The organism is Pseudovibrio sp. Alg231-02 (genome assembly GCF_900143565.1).
In the GTDB taxonomy this organism is placed as follows: domain Bacteria; phylum Pseudomonadota; class Alphaproteobacteria; order Rhizobiales; family Stappiaceae; genus Pseudovibrio.
Map to the genome: position 1 here is coordinate 109,768 of NZ_FREX01000004.1, position 19,123 is coordinate 128,890.

Consider the following 19,123-nt stretch of genomic DNA (forward strand, 5'->3'; position numbering starts at 1 on the left):
AGACGCACTTGTCTCACATATGATTATTATGATACACAATCGTCTCATAAATCAAGATCTGAGATGATCTAGAGGCGTTCACTCAGCGATAATCGGGCATTCCGTAGGCCTAAACCAAACTCTGAAACCTGCCTCAATAAAACATATTGCTCAGGAGCACTGAATGTCCAAACGGATTGTGTGGTTATCAGCAGCATTGGTGCTACTGGGAACTGTCGGTACCTATGTTCTTTCGCTTGAAGACACAAGTGATGTCGACATCGGAGAAAAGGACGTTGTTCTGCCTGTGGTCAGCTATGTGACCTCGCAAGCAGCCGATAACGCCGGACATATTTCTGTTTTTGCCGAAGTGCGCCCACGTTGGACTGCGGATCTAAAAGCGCAGGTCTCTGGCAAACTACTATCCGTGGCTCCTCAGGCCCTTGAAGGTAAGAAAGTCTCCAAGAATGAGGTGATGGCGCAGCTGGAAAAGCACACTTACGAAGCCCAGCTGGAAGATGCCAAATACCAGCAGTCGACTGCAGAATTCAATCTGAAGAAAAAGCAGAACAAGCATGTGCTTGCGCTGAAAAACTGGCGTGCAGTGAACCCGAAGGAAGCCCCACCGGAAATGGCCGTCCATATTCCGGAGCTGCGCGTTGCAGAAAAAGCGCTGGAAGCTGCTGTCCAGAAGGTAAAAGTCGCGCAGTATGATGTGAACGCGACCACCATCAAGGCCCCCTTCAGCGGGTTTGTGACAAAACGCCATGTGAGCATCGGCCAAAGCATCTCTGTAGGCGATACCTTGTTCACCCTGTTGGACGCTGAGCAGTTGGACATCACCGTCTCTCTGGACCAAGCCCAATGGAACCTGCTGGAAAAGGCGTGGCAGGAATTTCCGGCGAAGATCTATAATGCTGACAAGGAGCTGGTCGGGCTTGCCAGAATCCAGCGCGGTGGCGGCTTCCTTGACCCTAAATCGCGACGTTATCAGCTCTTCCTCGAGATCGTAAAATCACCGGAAACCACTGTTTTACCGGGCGAGTTCGTGAAAGTTGAACTGCAGAGTAGAACTGTCAACGACAGCCTGAAATTGCCTGCGACTGTGCTCACTCAAGAAGGGTTCATCTGGTTCTTAAACAACAAGGACGAGCTGCAGCGCTTTGAAGCTTCTGTCGTGTTCCGCAATGACACAGACATCATCATGAAGATGCCGAATGAGCTGCAAGAGATGGATGAGAAGCGCGTTGTTCAGCTGCCGATGGCCGCGTTCTTACCGGGTCAGCACGTCGCCCCAACTCCAGCGGGGCACTAACACATGGCGTGGCTCACAAACTGGTTTATTCGAAACCCGGTCGCAGCAAACCTCATCATGGCGTTCATCCTGATTGTTGGGGTGTCCTCTCTCATGAACATCCGCATTGAGGGCTTTCCCAAGCTGCCTGCGGATACCGTGACAATCACGACCGAACTGCCCAACGGCTACACGGAGCAGGTTGATAAGCAAATCACCCGCAAGGTGGAAAAGGCGCTGGAAGGTCTGAGCGGTGTCAAAAACATCAGCTCAATTTCACAACCGGGTTCGTCTGTTGTCTCCGTTCAAAAGACAAGCGACACCAAACTCTCCACCTTGCTCGATGACATCCGCTTGAAGATCGATGGCATTTACAATCTGCCGAAGAAAGCGGAACGACCTGTCATTGAAAAACAGAGCATGGATATGCCTGCCATGTTTGTGCAGGTCTACGGAGATGCGGATTTCAAAACCCTACAGCGTATCGCTCGTCAACTGCGCAACAAGCTGCTGGCCAGCCCGGAGGTTTCTCGCCTCAAACAATGGGGTTTGCAGACCGAACAGATCAAGATCGGTTTAGAACCATATACGCTGGAACGTCTGAACCTGACCCCTGAGCAGGTCATGAACCGTATCCGCGAGTCTTCTCTTTACTATCAGGGCGGAACGCTGAAGACCGAAGGCGGCTATATCTCTTTGCGCGCAGATACTCAGGCCTATTATAAAGCCGACTTTGAGCGCATTCCGATCATTGAGTGGGACGACGGCACCACAACCACTCTTGGCGATATTGCCAAGGTGGAAGACGCCTTTGCTGACATTGATATGGAAGCACGCTTCAACGGCAAAGAGTCCGTTGGACTGGAAGTGCTGATTGGCCGCAAAGACAACCTTATTCATGTCTCAGAGGATGTGCAGGCCATCATAGCTGACTTCCGCACAACTCTGCCGACTGGTGTACAGGTGGGGATTTGGGGCAACTCCAGTGATTACATCGAGGATCGCCTGAGCCTGCTCAGCTCCAACGCGTTTCAGGGTCTGGCTCTGGTGGTGTTGATCCTGTCGCTGTTCCTCAACATCAAGCTGGCCTTCTGGGTCGCCATGGGCATTCCAATTTCATTGGCCGGTGCGTTTGCTGTGGCGACGACTGGCTGGGTCGATTATTCACTCAACGACATCACCACGTTCGGTCTCATCATCGCACTCGGTATTCTCGTTGATGATGCCGTGGTGGTCGGTGAAAGCGTCTTTGAGCAGCGCAAACGCTATGCAGACCCGCGCAAATGTACGGCGGCAGGCGTGCATAAAGTGGCCGTTGCCACGATATTTGGCGTGCTGACAACCACGGCAGCATTCTTCCCTATGCTTCTGATGAACAGTGAGCTGGGTAAGATCCTCGGCAGCTTCTCAGGCATTGTTATTCTGGCGCTGCTGTTCTCTCTGTTCGAGAGCAAGTTCATTCTGCCCGCTCACCTCGCTTACATCTCGTTGGAAGAGAAGAAGCAGAACATCTTCTCACGGAGCTGGGGCAAGGTGCAGGGTGTGGCGCGCGGTGGCTTGTTCTGGTTCCGCGACACCATCTATTTCCCGGTGCTTAGATGGGCCATCCGACAGCGCTATGCGGTTCTGGTTGGCTTCATTTCTGTGGCAGTGCTCGTGTTTGGCCTGATGTGGAAGGGTAAAATCCACTCTGTCTTCTTTCCGGAGATTCCCGGTCAGTACATCGTGGTGAACATGGAGATGGATCCACGCGCACCGTTCGATCTGACACAGAACAACATCTCCACGATTGAAAACATCGCAAATGCTGTTGACCGGCAATATGCCGAGCAGCAGCCGGACGTGGGCGGTGTGTTCCAAAACATCTTCCGCATCGTATCCGACAGCACAAATGCCACCATTTATGCTGAGCTGCGCCCGTTGGACGAGCGCGGGGATGCAAAGACAAGTGACATTTTGCGCGACTGGCAGAACCGCACCGGTACTTTGGAAGGTGTTTCCAAACTCACCTTCTCGGGCTTTGAAGAGATCGGTGGTGGGTTCAAGATCCGTTTGTTCGGTGAAAACTCTGAGCAGTTGCAGCTGGCAAGTGAAGAGCTCATGGCAGAGCTTGGCAAACGAGCGGGCGTCAGCAACCTGCGCGACACGTTCAAAGCCGGCCAGCCAGAACTTCGCCTGACCCTAAAACCGGAAGCACGTCATCTCGGTTTCACACCAGAGCGACTGGCAAGTCAGGTGGCGCACCAGTTTGGTGGCGGGGAGGCACAGCGCATCCAACGTGGAGATTCAGAGGTTCGCGTGATTGTTCGCAATACACTGGATGCTCGTGATGCCATTGAGGACCTGTTGCAGTCCCGTCTGCGCGGGGCCAACGACAACTGGGTCACGCTGCAATCAGTTGCCAACATCGAAGCGCGTTATGTGCCCGGATACGTGCACCGCAGAAACGGCGATCAGGTCGCCACAATCGAAGCTGACATCAATAAACAGATCGTTGCTCCTGCTGAGCTGGGTCAGGATATCTTCACCTCCGTTGTGCCCCAACTACAACAGAAGTATCCCGGTGTTAAAATCAAGCAGGGTGGCGAGCTGGAGGAAATGGGTGAAGTTAAGGGCAATATGAACCGCGCCCTTCTCATCACCTGTTTCCTCATCTTTGTTCTATTGGCGATCCCGCTGAAGTCCTACTTCAAGCCGCTGATCATCATGTCCGTGGTTCCGTTTGGAGTGGTCGGGGCAATCCTAGGCCATGCCATCATGGGCATCCCGTTCAGCATGATGTCGATCTTCGGCTTGTTGGCTTTGATCGGCGTGATCGTCAATGACTCTCTCGTCATGGTCACGCACTACCTTCACCTGCGTGAGGACGATGTAGAGCATATTGACGCAACGGAGCGCAGCGGCGTGGATCGCTTCCAGGCGATCTTCCTGACAACGGCAACAACGGTCGCCGGCTTGATGCCGCTCATGAGCGAAACTTCCGAGCAGGCCATGTACCTGATACCAGCAGCCGTCTCTCTGGCATACGGGGAGATTTTCGGGACACTTATTACTTTAATCCTGATTCCAGTACTGGTCGCAATTGCGGAAGATATTCGCGTCTTTCTCTTCGGTAAACGCGATAAGGCATTGGAATATGCGCAAATGGAGCGAAAAGAGGCCCTGGAAGCAGAGGAAAAACACGCGATTTCAGAAAAATCCCCAGAGAATGACAAAGATACAAAACCTGAGGGTTTTCCTCTAGAAAAGGCCTAAACGGACCTTACGACACGGTCTCCCCTTGCGGAGGCCGTTTTTTGTTGAGGACTGCCCTAACGAAATCTGCTAGTTAACCCACTGTGAATCCGCAGAATTCCAGCACTAAATATATATAAGAAATCACTTAAGTATTGAATTTCGTAATATTTGAATATTCTAATATAGATTATATATTAGAAATACAGCATGCACTTATATATTGCGGAATATCAAAGAGAAAAAATCTACTAATCCGGAATTGATTGCACTCAATTTGTGCTTTTTACATTTACTCTAGGTTCCTGCGCGTACGAGCGGGCACGTATAACGTTACGGTGTCTGCTCCAATCAAATAGCTGCAAGAGGCGGCTGTTAGTACGGAGTACGCACATGGCTGGCTTAAGCCAAAATACCCAGACCACCACTCCAGCAGTGAGCAAAGGCCGCGAGAGAGTAGCATTCCTGTTTCTGGCAGTTGTTCTTGCGCCAGTTCTGATGACTGCAGCTGTTGGCGGATACGGCTTCCTTATCTGGATGTCGCAGATCCTGTTTGGCCCACCGTCCTTCTAAGAGGTAGTCGTGGCCAACTTATCCCGCAGAGCATTCTTTACCCGCTTAAGCGCTACCCCAGAGGTGGTGTCTCCGGTTCGTCCGCCTTGGACAACGGAACAGCGGATTGAAGACAAATGCACCGGCTGTTTTGAATGCGTCAAAGCCTGCCCGGAAGCCATTTTGTTCAGCGCGGATAATCGGCCTTACCTCAAAACCGGCGTTGGAGAATGCACGTTCTGCGAAGAGTGCGCAAAAGCGTGCCCAGAGGAAGATCTGTTTGATCTGACTGCGGCACCCTGGAGGCTCACAGCAGAAATTCAGCAAGAGGCATGTCTGCTTGGAAAGGGCGTTTCCTGCCAGACCTGCACCGACAGCTGTGACCCAAGAGCCCTCCGGTTCGATATGCGTGTCGCACCTACAGGAAAGATTCAACTGGATGCAGACCAATGCAATGGCTGCGGAGCTTGTCTCATTTCCTGCCCCGTAGATGCGATCGCCATGAACGACCAGAGCCGAGAAAGTTTAGCAAATGCGTAATGCAACAACCGTAGAGCGCGAAGAAGAAGCCGGTGTCTGGCACATTTCAAGTGTGCTGCTCCAGGCCGATCCTGCCAAGCGAGAGCAGATATGCGCTGCGATTGAACAGATACCTTCTGCTGAAATTACAGAAGTATCTGACTCTACAAAGATAATTGTGACGCTGGAAACACCGAGCGAACGCGACCTCGCGAACGCTTTGAGTGACATGCAGCAGTTAGATGGCGTGGTTACCGCTTCGCTCATCTTCCACCAAACCGACACCACCGACCTCAATTCAATTGTGATTTCTGATCAGGGTGACATGCAACCCGAGGGGACTTGCTCATGATTAAACTAACAAGACGCGCTGTCATTAAGGCGCAGGCTGTTGCAGCGGCAACTGCCGCAGCCGGGGCAAGCCTTCCGGCGCAAGCAGCAAACATTGTAACGGATGCAAGCAAAACAGACCTGAAATGGTCCAAAGCTGCTTGCCGCTTCTGCGGTACCGGTTGTTCCATCATGGTTGCGACCAAGAATGACCGCGTTGTTGCAACACATGGTGATGCTCAGAGCCCGGTTAACAAAGGCCTGAACTGTGTGAAAGGTTACTTCCTTTCCAAGATCATGTACGGCAAGGACCGTCTTGAGCAGCCACTGCTGCGTAAAACCGACGGCAAGTACGACAAAGAAGGCGAATTCGAGCCAGTATCCTGGGACGAAGCTTTCGACATCATGGCTGTGAAAGCAAAAGAAGCCATGAAGAAGAACGGCCCTTACGCGGTTGGCATGTTCGGCTCAGGCCAGTGGACTGTTTGGGAAGGCTACGCGGCTGCCAAGCTCTGGAAAGCTGGCTTCCGCTCCAACACCATTGACCCGAACGCACGTCACTGCATGGCTTCTGCTGTGGGCGCATTCATGCGTACCTTCGGCATCGATGAGCCAATGGGTTGTTATGACGATTTTGAGAACGCAGACGCATTCGTGCTCTGGGGTTCCAACATGGCTGAGATGCACCCGGTTCTGTGGACCCGTCTTGCTGATCGCCGCCTGTCTAACCCAGATGTAAAAGTTGCTGTTCTTTCTACATACCAGCACCGCAGCTTTGACCTTGCTGACATCCCAATGGTCTTCACTCCACAGACCGATCTCGTGATTGCGAACTTCATCGCAAATTACATCATCGAGAACGAAGCCGTGGACATGGACTTCGTTAGCAAGCACACCAACTTCCGTCTTGGCAATCAGGACATCGGTTATGGCCTGCGCCCTGAGCACCCACTGCAGCAAGCTGCTAAAAACGCTGACAAAGCTGGTGGTTCTAAAGAGATCAGCTTCGAAGAGTACGCAGAGTTCGTTAAGCCGTACACTCTCGAATACGCTGAGAAGATGTCTGGTGTTCCTGCAAACCGTCTGCTGGAACTGGCAAAGCTTTACGCTGATCCAGACAAAAAGGTTATGTCCCTGTGGACCATGGGTGCGAACCAGCATACCCGCGGCGTTTGGGTCAACCAGATGTTCTACAACATCCACCTTCTCACCGGCAAAATCTCCAAGCCAGGCTGTGGTCCGTTCTCACTGACCGGTCAGCCATCCGCTTGTGGTACGGCTCGTGAAGTTGGTACCTTCGCACACCGTCTGCCAGCAGACATGGTTGTGAAGAACCCAGATCACCGTAAATACGCTGAGAAAATCTGGAAACTGCCAGACGGCACCATCCCGGCAAAGCCTGGTTACCATGCTGTTCTGCAGTCCCGCATGCTCAAAGACGGCAAGCTGAACTTCTACTGGACCCAGGTCACCAACAACATGCAGGCTGGTCCTAACGTTGTTGAAGAGATCTACCCAGGCTGGAGAAATCCAGAGAACTTCATCGTTGTTTCCGATCCGTACCCAACAGTATCCGCAATGGCTGCTGACCTTATTCTGCCAACCGCAATGTGGGTAGAAAAAGAAGGTGCATACGGTAACGCTGAACGTCGTACTCAGTTCTGGCATCAGCTGGTTTCTGCTCCAGGCGACGCAAAGTCTGACCTTTGGCAGACCGTTGAGTTCTCCAAGCGCTTCAAAGTTGAAGAAGTATGGCCTGAAGAACTGATCGCAAAGCAGCCAGAAGTACGCGGTAAAACTCTGTTTGACATCCTGTTCGCAAACGGCAACGTCGACAAGTTCCCGCTTTCTGAAACCAGCGATGAGTACAAGAACGACGAGTCCAACGACTTCGGCTTCTACATTCAAAAAGGTCTGTTCGAAGAATACGCTGCCTTTGGCCGTGACCATGGTCACGATCTGGCACCGTTCGAGCGTTACCACGAAGAACGTGGCCTGCGTTGGCCTGTTGTGAATGGCAAAGAAACCCAGTGGCGCTTCCGCGAAGGGGCTGACCCATACGTTGGCGAAGGCAAGGGCTACGAGTTCTACGGCCATAAAGACGGCAAGGCACGCATCTTCGCGCTTCCTTACGAGCCGCCAGCAGAAAGCCCGGATGAAGAATACGATTTCTGGCTCTGCACAGGCCGTGTGATTGAACACTGGCACACTGGTTCCATGACCCAGCGCGTTCCTGAGCTGTACAAAGCTGTTCCAGATGCTCTGTGCTACATGCATCCGGATGATGCAAAAGCGAAGGGTCTGCGTCGTGGTTCTGAAGTGCGCGTTGTTTCCCGTCGCGGTGAAATCACAACACGCATCGAGACCCGTGGCCGTAACAAGCCGCCAAAAGGCCTCGTGTTCGTACCGTTCTTTGATGCAAGCCAGCTCATCAACAAGGTGACACTGGATGCAACAGATCCTCTTTCAAAACAGACCGACTATAAGAAGTGCGCGGTCAAGATCGTAGCCGTGTGAGGTACGCCATGAAACTTCTGAAACTCCTTGTAGCCAGCTTTATCGCTGTGTCTGTCTTTGGTGGAGCAAGCTCATTTGCTGCTGACACCATCTCCGAAATGCGCAACGCGGACATCCTGACTCAGGATGCCGCACCGCGGATCCCGAAAGTGGTGAACTCTGACGAACGTCAGGTGCGTAACTACCCTGAGCAGCCACCATTGATCCCTCACAAGATCGACGGCTACCAGATCGACAAGCGCCTGAACAAATGCATGACTTGTCACAGCCGTACGGCAATTGAGAAGTCTCAGGCACCAATGATCTCCATCACGCACTTTATGAACCGTGATAATCAGTTCCTGGCGTCTGTTTCCCCTCGCCGTTTCTTCTGCACCCAGTGTCATGTGCCTCAGACTGAAGCCAAGCCACTGGTTGAGAACACCTTCGTTGACGTTGATGACGTGCTCGAAGGTAAGGCCGGCAAGTAGGAGCACACCGTATGTTTTCAGCTATCAAACGGTTCTGGCAGGTTATCCGCAAACCTAGTGTCCATTACAGCCTCGGCTTTTTGACACTTGGCGGGTTCGTCGCTGGCATCATCTTCTGGGGTGGGTTCAACACCGCCCTGGAAGTCACCAACACAGAAGAATTCTGTATTGGGTGTCACGAGATGGAAAACACTGTCTATCAGGAACTCAAGACCACCATTCACTATACCAACCGGTCTGGTGTGCGTGCGACTTGTCCTGATTGTCACGTACCTCACAACTGGACCTCCAAGGTTGCCCGTAAGATTCAGGCATCCAAGGAAGTTTACGGCAAAATCTTCGGCACAATCAGCACACCGGAGAAATTCGAGGACAAGCGTCTTGAGCTGGCAAGCCACGAATGGGCTCGCTTTAAAGCCAACGACTCTCTTGAATGCCGTAACTGTCACAGTGAAGAGTCCATGGACTTTACACGCCAGAGCCTGAGAGCTTCTGAGCAGCACGAAAAATTCCTCGTGACTGGTGAGAAGACCTGTATCGACTGCCACAAAGGCATCGCACACAAGCTACCTGATCTGAGCCTGCTGAAAGAGGGTCATTAAGAGTGAAGCTTGCTTGATTGGTTACGGTCAAATCTCGCAAACTCACTCAAGCAAAGACTTTAGAACTCAATGCGTGTTTGCAAGTGTACGCGGCGAGTTCTAAGACCCATCACATGCTCAGACAAAAGAACCCCGCGGTTTGAAACCACGGGGTTTTTTCTTGTCCACATTTATTCCATAATTTTATCAATTAAAATTATATGAAATATACTCATGAGGAAAATTTCTGAAAAATGCCTCAGAGTCACCTCAATTCCCGCAATTTTGCGAGAGTTTACAAATATTAACCATTGCAAGTCTCACCTGAAATTTTTTGCATATTTTCACCCTAGGGGTATCCCTAATTTCCTTAGGGAAGGTCTCCAGCCTCGCGCCAGTGCTTTTTGACACTCCAGCAAAAATCGTGGGCCATATGCTCTCTGAAAATCGAGAGTATTAGAACACACCTCATCTGCAACCCATTGTTTTTGCGGAACTAATAAACTCGTCCTCAGTTCAGGTGTATGTTTTACGCAGTGCAGCTGAAAAAATTTAGACAGGGTGGAACCCGACTTGGGCACACTCCTCTGAAAGGACATAAAAAGATGAACGCATTGAAGCTTTCTGCTGCTGCCGTGGCCCTCATCGCAGGCATGAGCACCGCTCACGCTGCTAATATCTCCGTTTCTGACGGCACAGTGACCACCACTGGCGGCACCGTAAGCGGCGGTCTGGCTGATGGTTCCGCGACCACCGGACAAGCAGGTACAGCAACTGGCATCACTGCAACCATAAGTGATATTAATGAGTCAGACCTAAGCAGCGCTCTTCAAGCCAAGATCAATGACTCCATCGATGAGTCCGATCTCAGCTCTGCGTTGGCAACGAAGATCAACGGCAAAGCTGATCAGGGTGCACTTGAAGCTGAGCAGCTGCGGATTACCCAAAATGCTGATGACATCAGCACAAACGTCGGTGATATCGCAGACAACAAGATTGCTATTAGCGCAAATACAGCTGCACACGAGCTCAATGCGCAGAATATTGCCACCAATGTAACCGACATCAAAGGCAACAAGGACGCAATTGCGGTCAATTTGGCCTCCATCGACCAGAACACAACCAATATTGCTTCCAACACGGGTCGTATTGGTGTGAATGAAGGAAATATCGCAACTAACACGACCAACATCTCTTCCAATACTGGCCGCATTGAAGTGAATGAAGGTAACATCGCTTCGAACACAAACCGCATCGGCGTAAACGAGCAGAACATCGCAACTAACGCTGCGAACATCTCCTCCAACACTGATCGCATCTCGTCGCTGGAAGGTGATGTTGACGAACTGCGCAGCGGTGTGGCGATGGCGGTGGCGATTGCCAATGCGCCGGTCCTTCAGGGTGGCAAAAACGGTATCTCCGTATCCGGTGGTTTTGGACACTTCAAAGGCAAAGCTGCATCTGCTCTGAAAGTGGCGTTCCTGCCAACCGAGAACATGGCTGTTACAGCTTCTGTAGCCACAGACTTCAGCAACAACGTCACTGCTGGTGCTGGCCTGGGCTTCTCCTTCTAACAAGGAAGTAGATCATGAAACCAATCTGGATCCTGCTGACAGCGGCAATGCTCTTTTTCTTTCAGGGTGTGAATGCGTACAGCACCACTGAGCCTTCCAATGAAGAGGATTGGTCAGTCAAATGCAGCAGTGACCTGTGTCAGGTCTATGCTGAAATCCGGCTTGAGAACGGTGCGCTGGTAAATTCCATCATGTTTCGCAAACTCGAAGCAGATGTGTATGCAGCTATTATCAAGCTGCCGCTCGGGATCCACATCCCCAGCGGTATCCAGATTGGCATTGATGATGATGCCTTGTTCGACGCAAAGCTGATCACCTGTCAGCCAGACGGGTGCGAAGCGGCGTTTAACGCCAACAAGACCATCGTCAACTTCCTCAAACGCGGCAAGGCCATGTCCATTGTGGTCACCAAGACCAATGACCGCAAAAAGCTGGCGCTGAACTACTCTCTGATCGGCTTCACCCGCAACTGGGAAGAGTTCACCAAACGCATGGCAGTCTTGCTGCCAGATGAGACAACCGGCTGATTTGCCCTGCCAAGACCCATGGTTGAAGCTTTAAGCTTTGGGGTCTATATTGAGGAAGATAGGAACGGGAGGCTCTCGCCCCCATTCCCGTCGCTAGATGACTTTAATAAGAGCTCGGAAGAAGATGGTCAGTCGATTCCGGGCTCTTGTCATGCGCAGCTTAAACTTAAGCTTAATCGCAAGGTTCATCCAACATACCACCTCCTTACCAGGCCTTGCTACGATCGGAGTGCCTAACTCTCTCCGATTGCGCGGACTGACACGCGCTGCTGCTTTGCAAGGAAGTGGCTGACAGCAGCCTAACAAGCTCGCAAACACTGCGCGTCCCCGGATCATCTCCCGCACAAAACACCTAGCTTTATCTTTGGGTATCAGGTCTCGCAATCTCATGAGGCTTCCCGATCACTACGCCTGAAAAGCAGCCATCACTTAACGCTTTGTTTTGTCTGTCAGACCATGAAGTTTGCCCCTGCTGTACAACGTAAACTAGGATTACACAGAGCTATAACGCGCAGCAGCAGGGTGATGTCGTTGACAGACCACGTGAAGAAATCAGAGCACCTCTCAAACATCGCGGCCTTTTATTCCGGAAAGCTTGCGGACGTGAAGGGCAGGAACACCTTCCAGCAAGCACTGGCTCCTGATTATGATGCGCAAGAGATACCCGAGCACTTGCTCGGGTCCAGTTTCGGCTGTGGCAATCCGCTGGCTTTCTCGCAGATCAAAGAGGGGGAGACAGTGCTTGATCTTGGATCCGGCGCGGGGCTGGACCTTATCCTCGCCGCCGAGAAGACAGGTCCAGCGGGTAAAGTCATTGGCATTGATGTCAGTGAGGATATGATCACGCTGGCCAAACGCAATTGCGTGCAGCATGGCCTCCATAACATTGAACTCCATCAAGGTGTTATTGAGCATCTACCATTCCCGGATCAGTCCATGGACTGGGTCATCTCAAACTGCGTTATCAATCTGTCTGCCGATAAAGCTGCGGTGTTTTCTGAGATCAACCGCGTGCTCAAGCCGGGCGGCAAACTTGTCATTTCAGACATGCTGGCGGAGGACTTACCGGACTGGCTGCATATGCATCAGGATCTTCTGTCCGCCTGTATTTCTGGTGCGGTCTCAGAAGCAGCTTATTTAGAATACGCAGGAAACAGCGGTCTCACTGCGCTGACCGTTCTGGATCGTATGACCTATGAGGATTCCGTTCTGAAACAGCTCATCAAAGACGAGCTGCCCGTTGCATTGGAAGAACTGGCCAGACAACTTGGGCTTTCAACAGATGCGATGCTGGACAAGGCTGTCACCGAACTCTCAGGTAAGGTAAAGGCCATCAAGCTCTATGGCGAAAAGCCTGCGTTAGGCTGAGGTGAGAGCCTTAAGCCCTTCTTCGACCCAACAAAACATAATAGCCAACACCCAGCCCCATGAGGACCAAAGCAATCAACGCAGCCACAAGATCATACGCAAAGCACGAAGTAAGTGCCAAAAGCGAAAGAGCGAGCGTTACATACGCCGTTTTTTGCCCACCCGGCGCACGATAAGGCCGGTGCAACTCGGTATAATCTCGCTTCAGCAAAATATAACTCACGCTTTGCAGCGAATAGGAGAGCGTCGCGCCGATCACTGCAATGTTGATCATTAACTCTCCTTTGCCCGTCAACGAACAGAGGAATCCAATCACACCGGGAATAATCAGCGCCCAGTGTGGCACTTTTCGTGAGCTGATCGCGGACATGAACCGGGGCAAATATCCTTCCCTCGACATGGCAAAGACCAGGCGGCTGTATCCAAAAATAATAGAGAAGAACGAAGCAATCAGTCCTGTAAGCCCGATCAGATTGACGATGGCGGCCAGAACGGAGTCTTCGCCGAACACATGATCAAGCGCATCTACCAGTGGCGCGCCGTAATCTCCCACTTCCACAGCGGTCGCAGCACCGGGAATGAACACAACAATAAGCAGCCCATTGGCCAGCAGAAACAACATTGCCCCAATGATACCGCGCGGCAGATCAACCGCAGGGTTCTTGGCCTCCTCCGCTGCAAGAGGTACGCCTTCCACCGCTAGAAACAGCCACATGGCAAACGGAAGGGCTGCCCAGACTGAAACTTCATCGAATGCCAGCAGGTTTTGCTGATCAGAGCTGAAATGAACAGAGGCCGCCAGATTGGCAAAGCTGAAATGCGGCACCAGCGCCACCAATGTCACCACAATCGCCAGCACAGCAAAAGCCGTCACAACCAACATAAAACGCAGGGCCTCACCAGCTCCAAGCAGGTGAACACCGATGAAAGCCACGTAAAACACTGCATACACCAAGGGGCCATTGATACCCCAAAGCGCTTCAAGATACTGTCCGATGAAGATCACAATCGCGGCTGGCGCAATGGAATACTCCAGCAAAACCGCAAGCGCCGTTGCAAAGCCGCCTGTATCTCCCATCACCTTCCGCGAGATCCGATAGCCCCCAGCGGCACTCGGCAATGCGGCGGACATCTCTGCAAGGCACAGAACAAGGCAGAAATACATGAGCCCCATCAATGCCACTGCGATGACCATGCCGAACCAGTTCGTCACCGCGAAGCCGTAGTTCCACCCGGCAAAGCTGCCTGAGATCACATAGGAAACCCCAAGCGTTGCCAGCAAAAACCAGCCTGCGGCTCCCTTTTGAAGCTGTGATTTCTCTTCGTGTGCCATTGCAATTGATGCCCATGAACGGAGCGAAAGCCTGAAGTAGGCCACCAGCTTACTACTCCTGCCCCAACACCCAACACCCGCTATTTCTCTCGGACTGCCCCTAAGCATCAGTTGGCGTAATGTTGACCCTCTCGCCTTTTCTGCATTAATTCCCATTCACGGGAATCGATTGAAAAGAACAGCCTGATCATTGGCGAGGATATTCAGGCCCAGCTAAGTTTTTGGGATGACCTTTGCATTGGGAGGAGCGAAGCTCATTTAATCCTAGCGATTGTCAAATGGGTTTTGACTTGAAATGTCAGTTGACCCTCACAATTAGCATGAGGCTGCAAAAGGGCTTTAAGTTCATTGTGAAAGTCTTGGCGGCGCGCGCCCAGCTTTACCAGCGCGAAAGTATCGCGCGAATGCTGGCACAAGATAAAGTCCTCAACGGTTTGCCGGAAAGGCTGCGAAACATACTCTTTGGTTTCAAGGATATTGATATAGTCCAAATGTTTGGTTTGGGTCGCCCGCCATTTATTAGAATTTACTTCTTCACCTGTGATTTGAAGCACCCATTTTGCCAAAAATTGTTGCCACTCATCTTGCCACGGCGGCTGAAACGCTGCATCGCCCTGAATGATCGCAAGAATATGATTTTCACTTAAGTGCTTTGCAAGTTTAGGGAACAGCCTGCTTGGTTCCATCCAGTGGATGCTTGATGCAAAAGTGACTGTGTCAAACTTACCCGTCAAAGGCGCCCTTTCGGCTGTCGCCTCCATCCACTCAAGGTTGTCTGTCCTACCGTTTTCCAAAGACCGGCCTAATTTGATCATGTTAGCGGATGGGTCGACGGCGCAAACCTGATCAAATACTTGCGTCATTGGTCTGGCAATTTTGCCCTCGCCACAGCCCAGATCCAATAAGCGGTGTGTTGCGGAAGACCGATCAATGATGCACTCGTAAATTTGGTGAGCGTAAGGAGGGCGGCGCGGGTAGAAACCGGCAACTTCAGGTGCTTTGAATGTGGTCCCGGCAATGTCGGACAATGGAATTTCTCCGAAAAAGGCGCACCATCCCTAGCCTCGTTACCAAGAGAGAGCTGGTATGCTTTAAGTGTATGATTATACTCAATTGCCCTGCGCCGCTTGAGTGGTTCGACTTGAACGTTAGTGCATAGTTGGCTTTTGGTCCACAGGCACGCTGCTCCTGCGAATGCCTGTGAGCTGATGAATGGCGACAAGTAGGAGAGCTGGATCATCTCGTTGCTGACTACACCCCCGAACATAAAAACCCCATGGAGGGGATCCACGGGGTCTCTTAGGTCTGCCTGATAAGGGGGGGAATCAGGCAGGAGCCTGAGCGGTTTGGCGGGTGCAGACGGAGGCGAGCTCCTCTTGGGCCTGATATTGAGAGAGGAACACTTTGCCCGTCAGCTCATCAAGGAAGTGCGAGCGTTGCAGGCGGTCCATCACCGGGCCTTTCACCTCTGAAAGGTGCAGCGTGATGCCTGCGTCTTGTAACCGGTGATTGATAGCTTCCAGAGATTCCAGAGCACTGAAGTCCACCTCATTCACGGCAGAACATTGCAGCACCACATGTTTGAGGTGTTCGTCATCCACCGCACGGTCGTAGATGTAATCTTCCAGAAAACGCGCGTTGGCGAAGTAGAGGCTCTCATCAATGCGGATGGTCAGCAGCTCTGGCGTTGTCAGCACTTCATGCCGGTTGATATTGCGGAAGTGCTCGGTCCCCGGCACCAGCCCAACCTCTGCAATGTGAGGCCGGGAGGTCTTGTAGAGGTAAAGCCCAATGGAGAGGATCACGCCTGCAGAAACACCGGTTTCAACACCAAAGCCGAGGGTCAGCAAAATGGTAGCGGCTACAGCTGAAAAGTCAGACTTGGAGTAGCTCCAGCTGTGCTTGAGAATGCTGAAGTCCACCAGAGACAACACAGCCACAATGATTGTTGCAGCCAATGTGGCCTTGGGCAGGAAGAAGATGAGCGGTGTGAGGGAAACAGCAGCAATTGCCAAACCAACCGCCGTATAAGCGCCAGCAGCAGGCGTTTCAGCACCCGCATCAAAGTTGACCACGGAACGGGCAAACCCACCCGTTACAGGATAACCACCTGTGAAGGCTGCACCAAGATTGGCAGCACCAAGACCAATCAGCTCCTGATCAGGGTCGATACGCTGACGCTTCTTCGCAGCCAGCGTTTGCGCTACGGAAACGGACTCTACAAAACCAATAATGGAGATCAGAAGCGCAGGTATAAACAGCGCGCCGATCAACTCACTGGAGAAGCTTGGCATGCTGAGCGGCGGCAGGCTTTGCGGCACAGCGCCTACGATCTTTACTCCGGCTTGATCCAAACTGAAAATCCACGCCACAGCCGTCGTCACCACCACGGCAGCGACGGGTCCGGCCTTGGTCAAAACATCTGCAAGGCGTGGCTTCAGGCCCATGTTCAGCAGCATCGGTTTCATGCCCTTGCGCACCCAGAACAGGAACAAGGTGGCCGAGACACCAATCAGGATCGTCGCCAGATTGGCCTCTCCCAGATGCTCCCAGATGGAAAAGACAATCTCCACCAGCGTATGCCCTTTCGCATCCACACCCAGAATGTGTTTGAGCTGGCTGCTGGCGATCAAAACACCTGAGGCCGTGATGAAACCGGCAATCACAGGGTGGGAGAGGAAGTTGGCGAGAAAACCGAGCTTGAACACGCCCATCAGCAACAAAATACCGCCGGACAGCATGGCAAGAGTCAGTGCAGCAATGGCATAACCCGCCGTGCCGCTGTCTGCGATCTGGCCAATCGCGGCTGCAGTCATGAGCGAAACAACAGCAACAGGGCCAACGGCCAGTGCACGGCTGGTGCCAAAGATGGCATACAAAATAATCGGGAGAATTGACGCATAAAGCCCGGCTTCCGGCGGCAGGCCAGCAAGCAAAGCATAAGCAAGAGACTGCGGGATCAGCATGATCGTCACAATCACCGCTGCAATCATGTCATTAGAAAAACTGTCTTTATTATAGTTTCTGCCCCAAGTTAAAACGGGCAAATATCGCCGAAAGGCCGAGGAGAACATGGGTCTGCCTTCAAAGTGCATAGATTAATCCGGGGAAGCAGCTCCCCCGGACACATGATAGTAATTCAGCAAAGGCCGCAATGCTTATTTTAGCTTGCGCTAACCTTCTCAGGCTTGATCATCCATTCCTTGCCGCGCAGCATTGCCCACCAGTAAACCGGAGGCAGGATCTGCTCTTTCAGGATCCACGCCGCGCGGGTTGGCTTGGTGCCATCCAGCAGCCATGTTGGGAAGCTTGGCAGCAAGGTTCCGCCATACCCGAACTCAGCCAATACAATTTTGCCGCGCTCCACGGTGAGCGGGCAGGAGCCATAGCCGTTGTACATCGCTGGTTGTGAGCGACCTTCGATGTCTGCAACAAGGTTTTCAGCAACGATTGGTGCTTGCATGCGAGCTGCAGCAGCTGTTTTTGCATTGGGTGCGTTCATCACATCACCCAGCGACCAGATGTTGCTGTGCGTTTTGTGGCGCAGCGTTATCTGATCCACATCCACCCATCCGGCGGCATCCGCCAGTGGCGAGACGCGGATGAAGTCCGGCGCAGATTGCGGTGGGCACACGTGGATCATGTCGAAATCAACTTCCACCCGCTCAACTGGCGTGTCCGGCTTGGCCACGTCAAACCAGGCCTTCTTCGCAGGACCATCAATGGCGACCAGATTGTTGAAGAAGTTGAGGTCTGCGTTGTACAGGTCGATGTACTTCTCCAGCGCAGGCACATACTCCTTCACGCCAAACAGCACGCCACCCGCATTGTGGAACTGAATGTCGATGTTCTTCAGCACGCCTTGCTTGCGCCAGTAATCACCGGAAAGGTAAAGCGCTTTTTGCGGTGCTCCGGCGCATTTAATTGGCATCGGCGGCTGGGTGAAGAGCGCACGGCCCTCTTTCATGTTGCTCACCAGTTGCCACGTGTAGGGTGCCAGATCGTAACGATAGTTGGAGGTCACGCCGTGCTTGCCAAGCGTGGATACAAGACCTTCCACCTTGTGCCAGTCCAGCTTCAGGCCGGGGCACACCACAAGGCGGTCGTATTTCACGACACGGCAACCATCCAGAATGACCGCATTGTCTTGCGGTTCAAACGCAGCCACCGCGGATTTGAGCCAGTGCACGCCTCGCGGTATCAAAGAGCCCATGGTTTTGGCGGTCTGGGAGGCATTGAAGATGCCACCGCCAACCATTGTCCAACCCGGCTGATAGTAATGAATATCAGCAGGATCAATGACAGCGATCTCAAGATCGCTCTTTCGGGATTTCAAACTCGCCGCGACAGCGATACCCGCAGCACCGCCACCCACAATCACCACGTCAAACGAAGCATCCGCGCGGTCTGTTGGTGTTCTGCCACCATTGGCAATGCGGCGCACGACGCCTGCCATGTCATAGCCAGCGGACTTAGTGGCTGCCAGAATATCGGCCACGGTCAAAGTCTCAGCCTGACTGAGAGACCACAGCGTGGCGCAGCGCGTGCCAGTGCGGCAGTAGGCCAGCACTGGGCGCGGAATTTCGTTCATTGCCTTGCCAAAGGCCTCGGCGTCTTCATCAGACACCTTACCGGAAATAACCGGCAGATAGCGTGTTTCCAGACCCAGCTTTTTCGCAGCCGCTTCAATCTCGTCAAACACCGGTTGGTCTGCACCTTCCCCGTCCGGACGGTTGCAAACAATACTGCGGAAGCCCAGGTCCGCGATCTTCTGAACGTCTTGCGCAGTAATCTGCGGACAAACAGAAAGTGATGAGCTGATACTCTTAATATCCATGATGTTTC

At 52.4% G+C, this 19,123-nt stretch carries 15 protein-coding genes; 11 read left to right on the forward strand and 4 right to left on the reverse strand.

Annotated features, from left to right (window positions below):
• Window positions 1–163 precede the first annotated feature (163 nt).
• The 11 genes from DHN43_RS12840 to DHN43_RS12895 all read left to right on the forward strand — a co-directional run bounded on the left by DHN43_RS12840 (window position 164) and on the right by DHN43_RS12895 (window position 12,945).
• The gene (locus DHN43_RS12840; RefSeq protein WP_108818849.1) at window positions 164–1,294 is read left to right on the forward strand and encodes an efflux RND transporter periplasmic adaptor subunit; all 1,131 of its coding nucleotides are present in this window, start codon (window positions 164–166) and stop codon (window positions 1,292–1,294) included.
• A 3-nt stretch (window positions 1,295–1,297) separates the two neighbouring features.
• On the forward strand, window positions 1,298–4,528 hold the full coding sequence (locus DHN43_RS12845) for an efflux RND transporter permease subunit (RefSeq protein ID WP_108818850.1): 3,231 nt from the start codon (window positions 1,298–1,300) through the stop codon (window positions 4,526–4,528).
• A gap of 372 nt (window positions 4,529–4,900) precedes the next feature.
• Window positions 4,901–5,080: a periplasmic nitrate reductase, NapE protein gene (napE, locus tag DHN43_RS12850; protein WP_057462105.1), complete on the forward strand. Its 180-nt coding sequence runs from the start codon at window positions 4,901–4,903 to the stop codon at window positions 5,078–5,080.
• A 9-nt stretch (window positions 5,081–5,089) separates the two neighbouring features.
• Window positions 5,090–5,599: a ferredoxin-type protein NapF gene (napF, locus tag DHN43_RS12855; protein WP_108818851.1), complete on the forward strand. Its 510-nt coding sequence runs from the start codon at window positions 5,090–5,092 to the stop codon at window positions 5,597–5,599.
• Complete coding sequence (locus DHN43_RS12860) at window positions 5,592–5,930, forward strand: chaperone NapD (protein WP_063299381.1); 339 nt, start codon at window positions 5,592–5,594, stop codon at window positions 5,928–5,930. Before napF ends, DHN43_RS12860 begins: the two co-directional genes overlap by 8 nt.
• Window positions 5,927–8,425 carry a nitrate reductase catalytic subunit NapA gene (gene napA, locus DHN43_RS12865; protein ID WP_108818852.1) on the forward strand — a complete coding sequence of 833 codons (2,499 nt, stop codon included), beginning with the start codon at window positions 5,927–5,929 and terminating at the stop codon, window positions 8,423–8,425. The genes DHN43_RS12860 and napA overlap by 4 nt, the downstream gene beginning before the upstream one ends.
• 8 nt (window positions 8,426–8,433) lie before the next feature.
• The gene (locus DHN43_RS12870; RefSeq protein WP_063292969.1) at window positions 8,434–8,895 is read left to right on the forward strand and encodes a nitrate reductase cytochrome c-type subunit; all 462 of its coding nucleotides are present in this window, start codon (window positions 8,434–8,436) and stop codon (window positions 8,893–8,895) included.
• Window positions 8,896–8,906: 11 nt separating this feature from the next.
• Window positions 8,907–9,497 (forward strand): cytochrome c3 family protein, encoded by a 591-nt coding sequence (locus DHN43_RS12875; protein ID WP_063292970.1) that lies wholly within the window; start codon window positions 8,907–8,909, stop codon window positions 9,495–9,497.
• A 584-nt stretch (window positions 9,498–10,081) separates the two neighbouring features.
• Complete coding sequence (locus DHN43_RS12880) at window positions 10,082–11,050, forward strand: YadA C-terminal domain-containing protein (protein ID WP_108818853.1); 969 nt, start codon at window positions 10,082–10,084, stop codon at window positions 11,048–11,050.
• A gap of 14 nt (window positions 11,051–11,064) precedes the next feature.
• Window positions 11,065–11,577, forward strand: a complete 513-nt coding sequence (locus tag DHN43_RS12885) for an invasion associated locus B family protein (RefSeq protein ID WP_082596641.1) — start codon at window positions 11,065–11,067, stop codon at window positions 11,575–11,577.
• Between the two features lie 525 nt (window positions 11,578–12,102).
• Complete coding sequence (locus DHN43_RS12895; RefSeq protein ID WP_208995376.1) at window positions 12,103–12,945, forward strand: methyltransferase domain-containing protein; 843 nt, start codon at window positions 12,103–12,105, stop codon at window positions 12,943–12,945.
• 10 nt (window positions 12,946–12,955) lie between these two features.
• Here the strand turns inward: DHN43_RS12895 and eat are convergent, their stop codons facing one another.
• The 4 genes from eat to DHN43_RS12915 all read right to left on the reverse strand — a co-directional run bounded on the left by eat (window position 12,956) and on the right by DHN43_RS12915 (window position 19,115).
• Complete coding sequence (gene eat / locus DHN43_RS12900; RefSeq protein ID WP_208995378.1) at window positions 12,956–14,323, reverse strand: ethanolamine permease; 1,368 nt, start codon at window positions 14,321–14,323, stop codon at window positions 12,956–12,958.
• A gap of 209 nt (window positions 14,324–14,532) precedes the next feature.
• Window positions 14,533–15,306: a class I SAM-dependent methyltransferase gene (locus DHN43_RS12905; RefSeq protein ID WP_159096846.1), complete on the reverse strand. Its 774-nt coding sequence runs from the start codon at window positions 15,304–15,306 to the stop codon at window positions 14,533–14,535.
• A 297-nt stretch (window positions 15,307–15,603) separates the two neighbouring features.
• On the reverse strand, window positions 15,604–17,352 hold the full coding sequence (locus DHN43_RS12910) for a SulP family inorganic anion transporter (protein WP_108818857.1): 1,749 nt from the start codon (window positions 17,350–17,352) through the stop codon (window positions 15,604–15,606).
• 89 nt (window positions 17,353–17,441) lie between these two features.
• Window positions 17,442–19,115 carry a bifunctional protein tyrosine phosphatase family protein/NAD(P)/FAD-dependent oxidoreductase gene (locus DHN43_RS12915; protein ID WP_108818858.1) on the reverse strand — a complete coding sequence of 558 codons (1,674 nt, stop codon included), beginning with the start codon at window positions 19,113–19,115 and terminating at the stop codon, window positions 17,442–17,444.
• Window positions 19,116–19,123 lie beyond the last annotated feature (8 nt).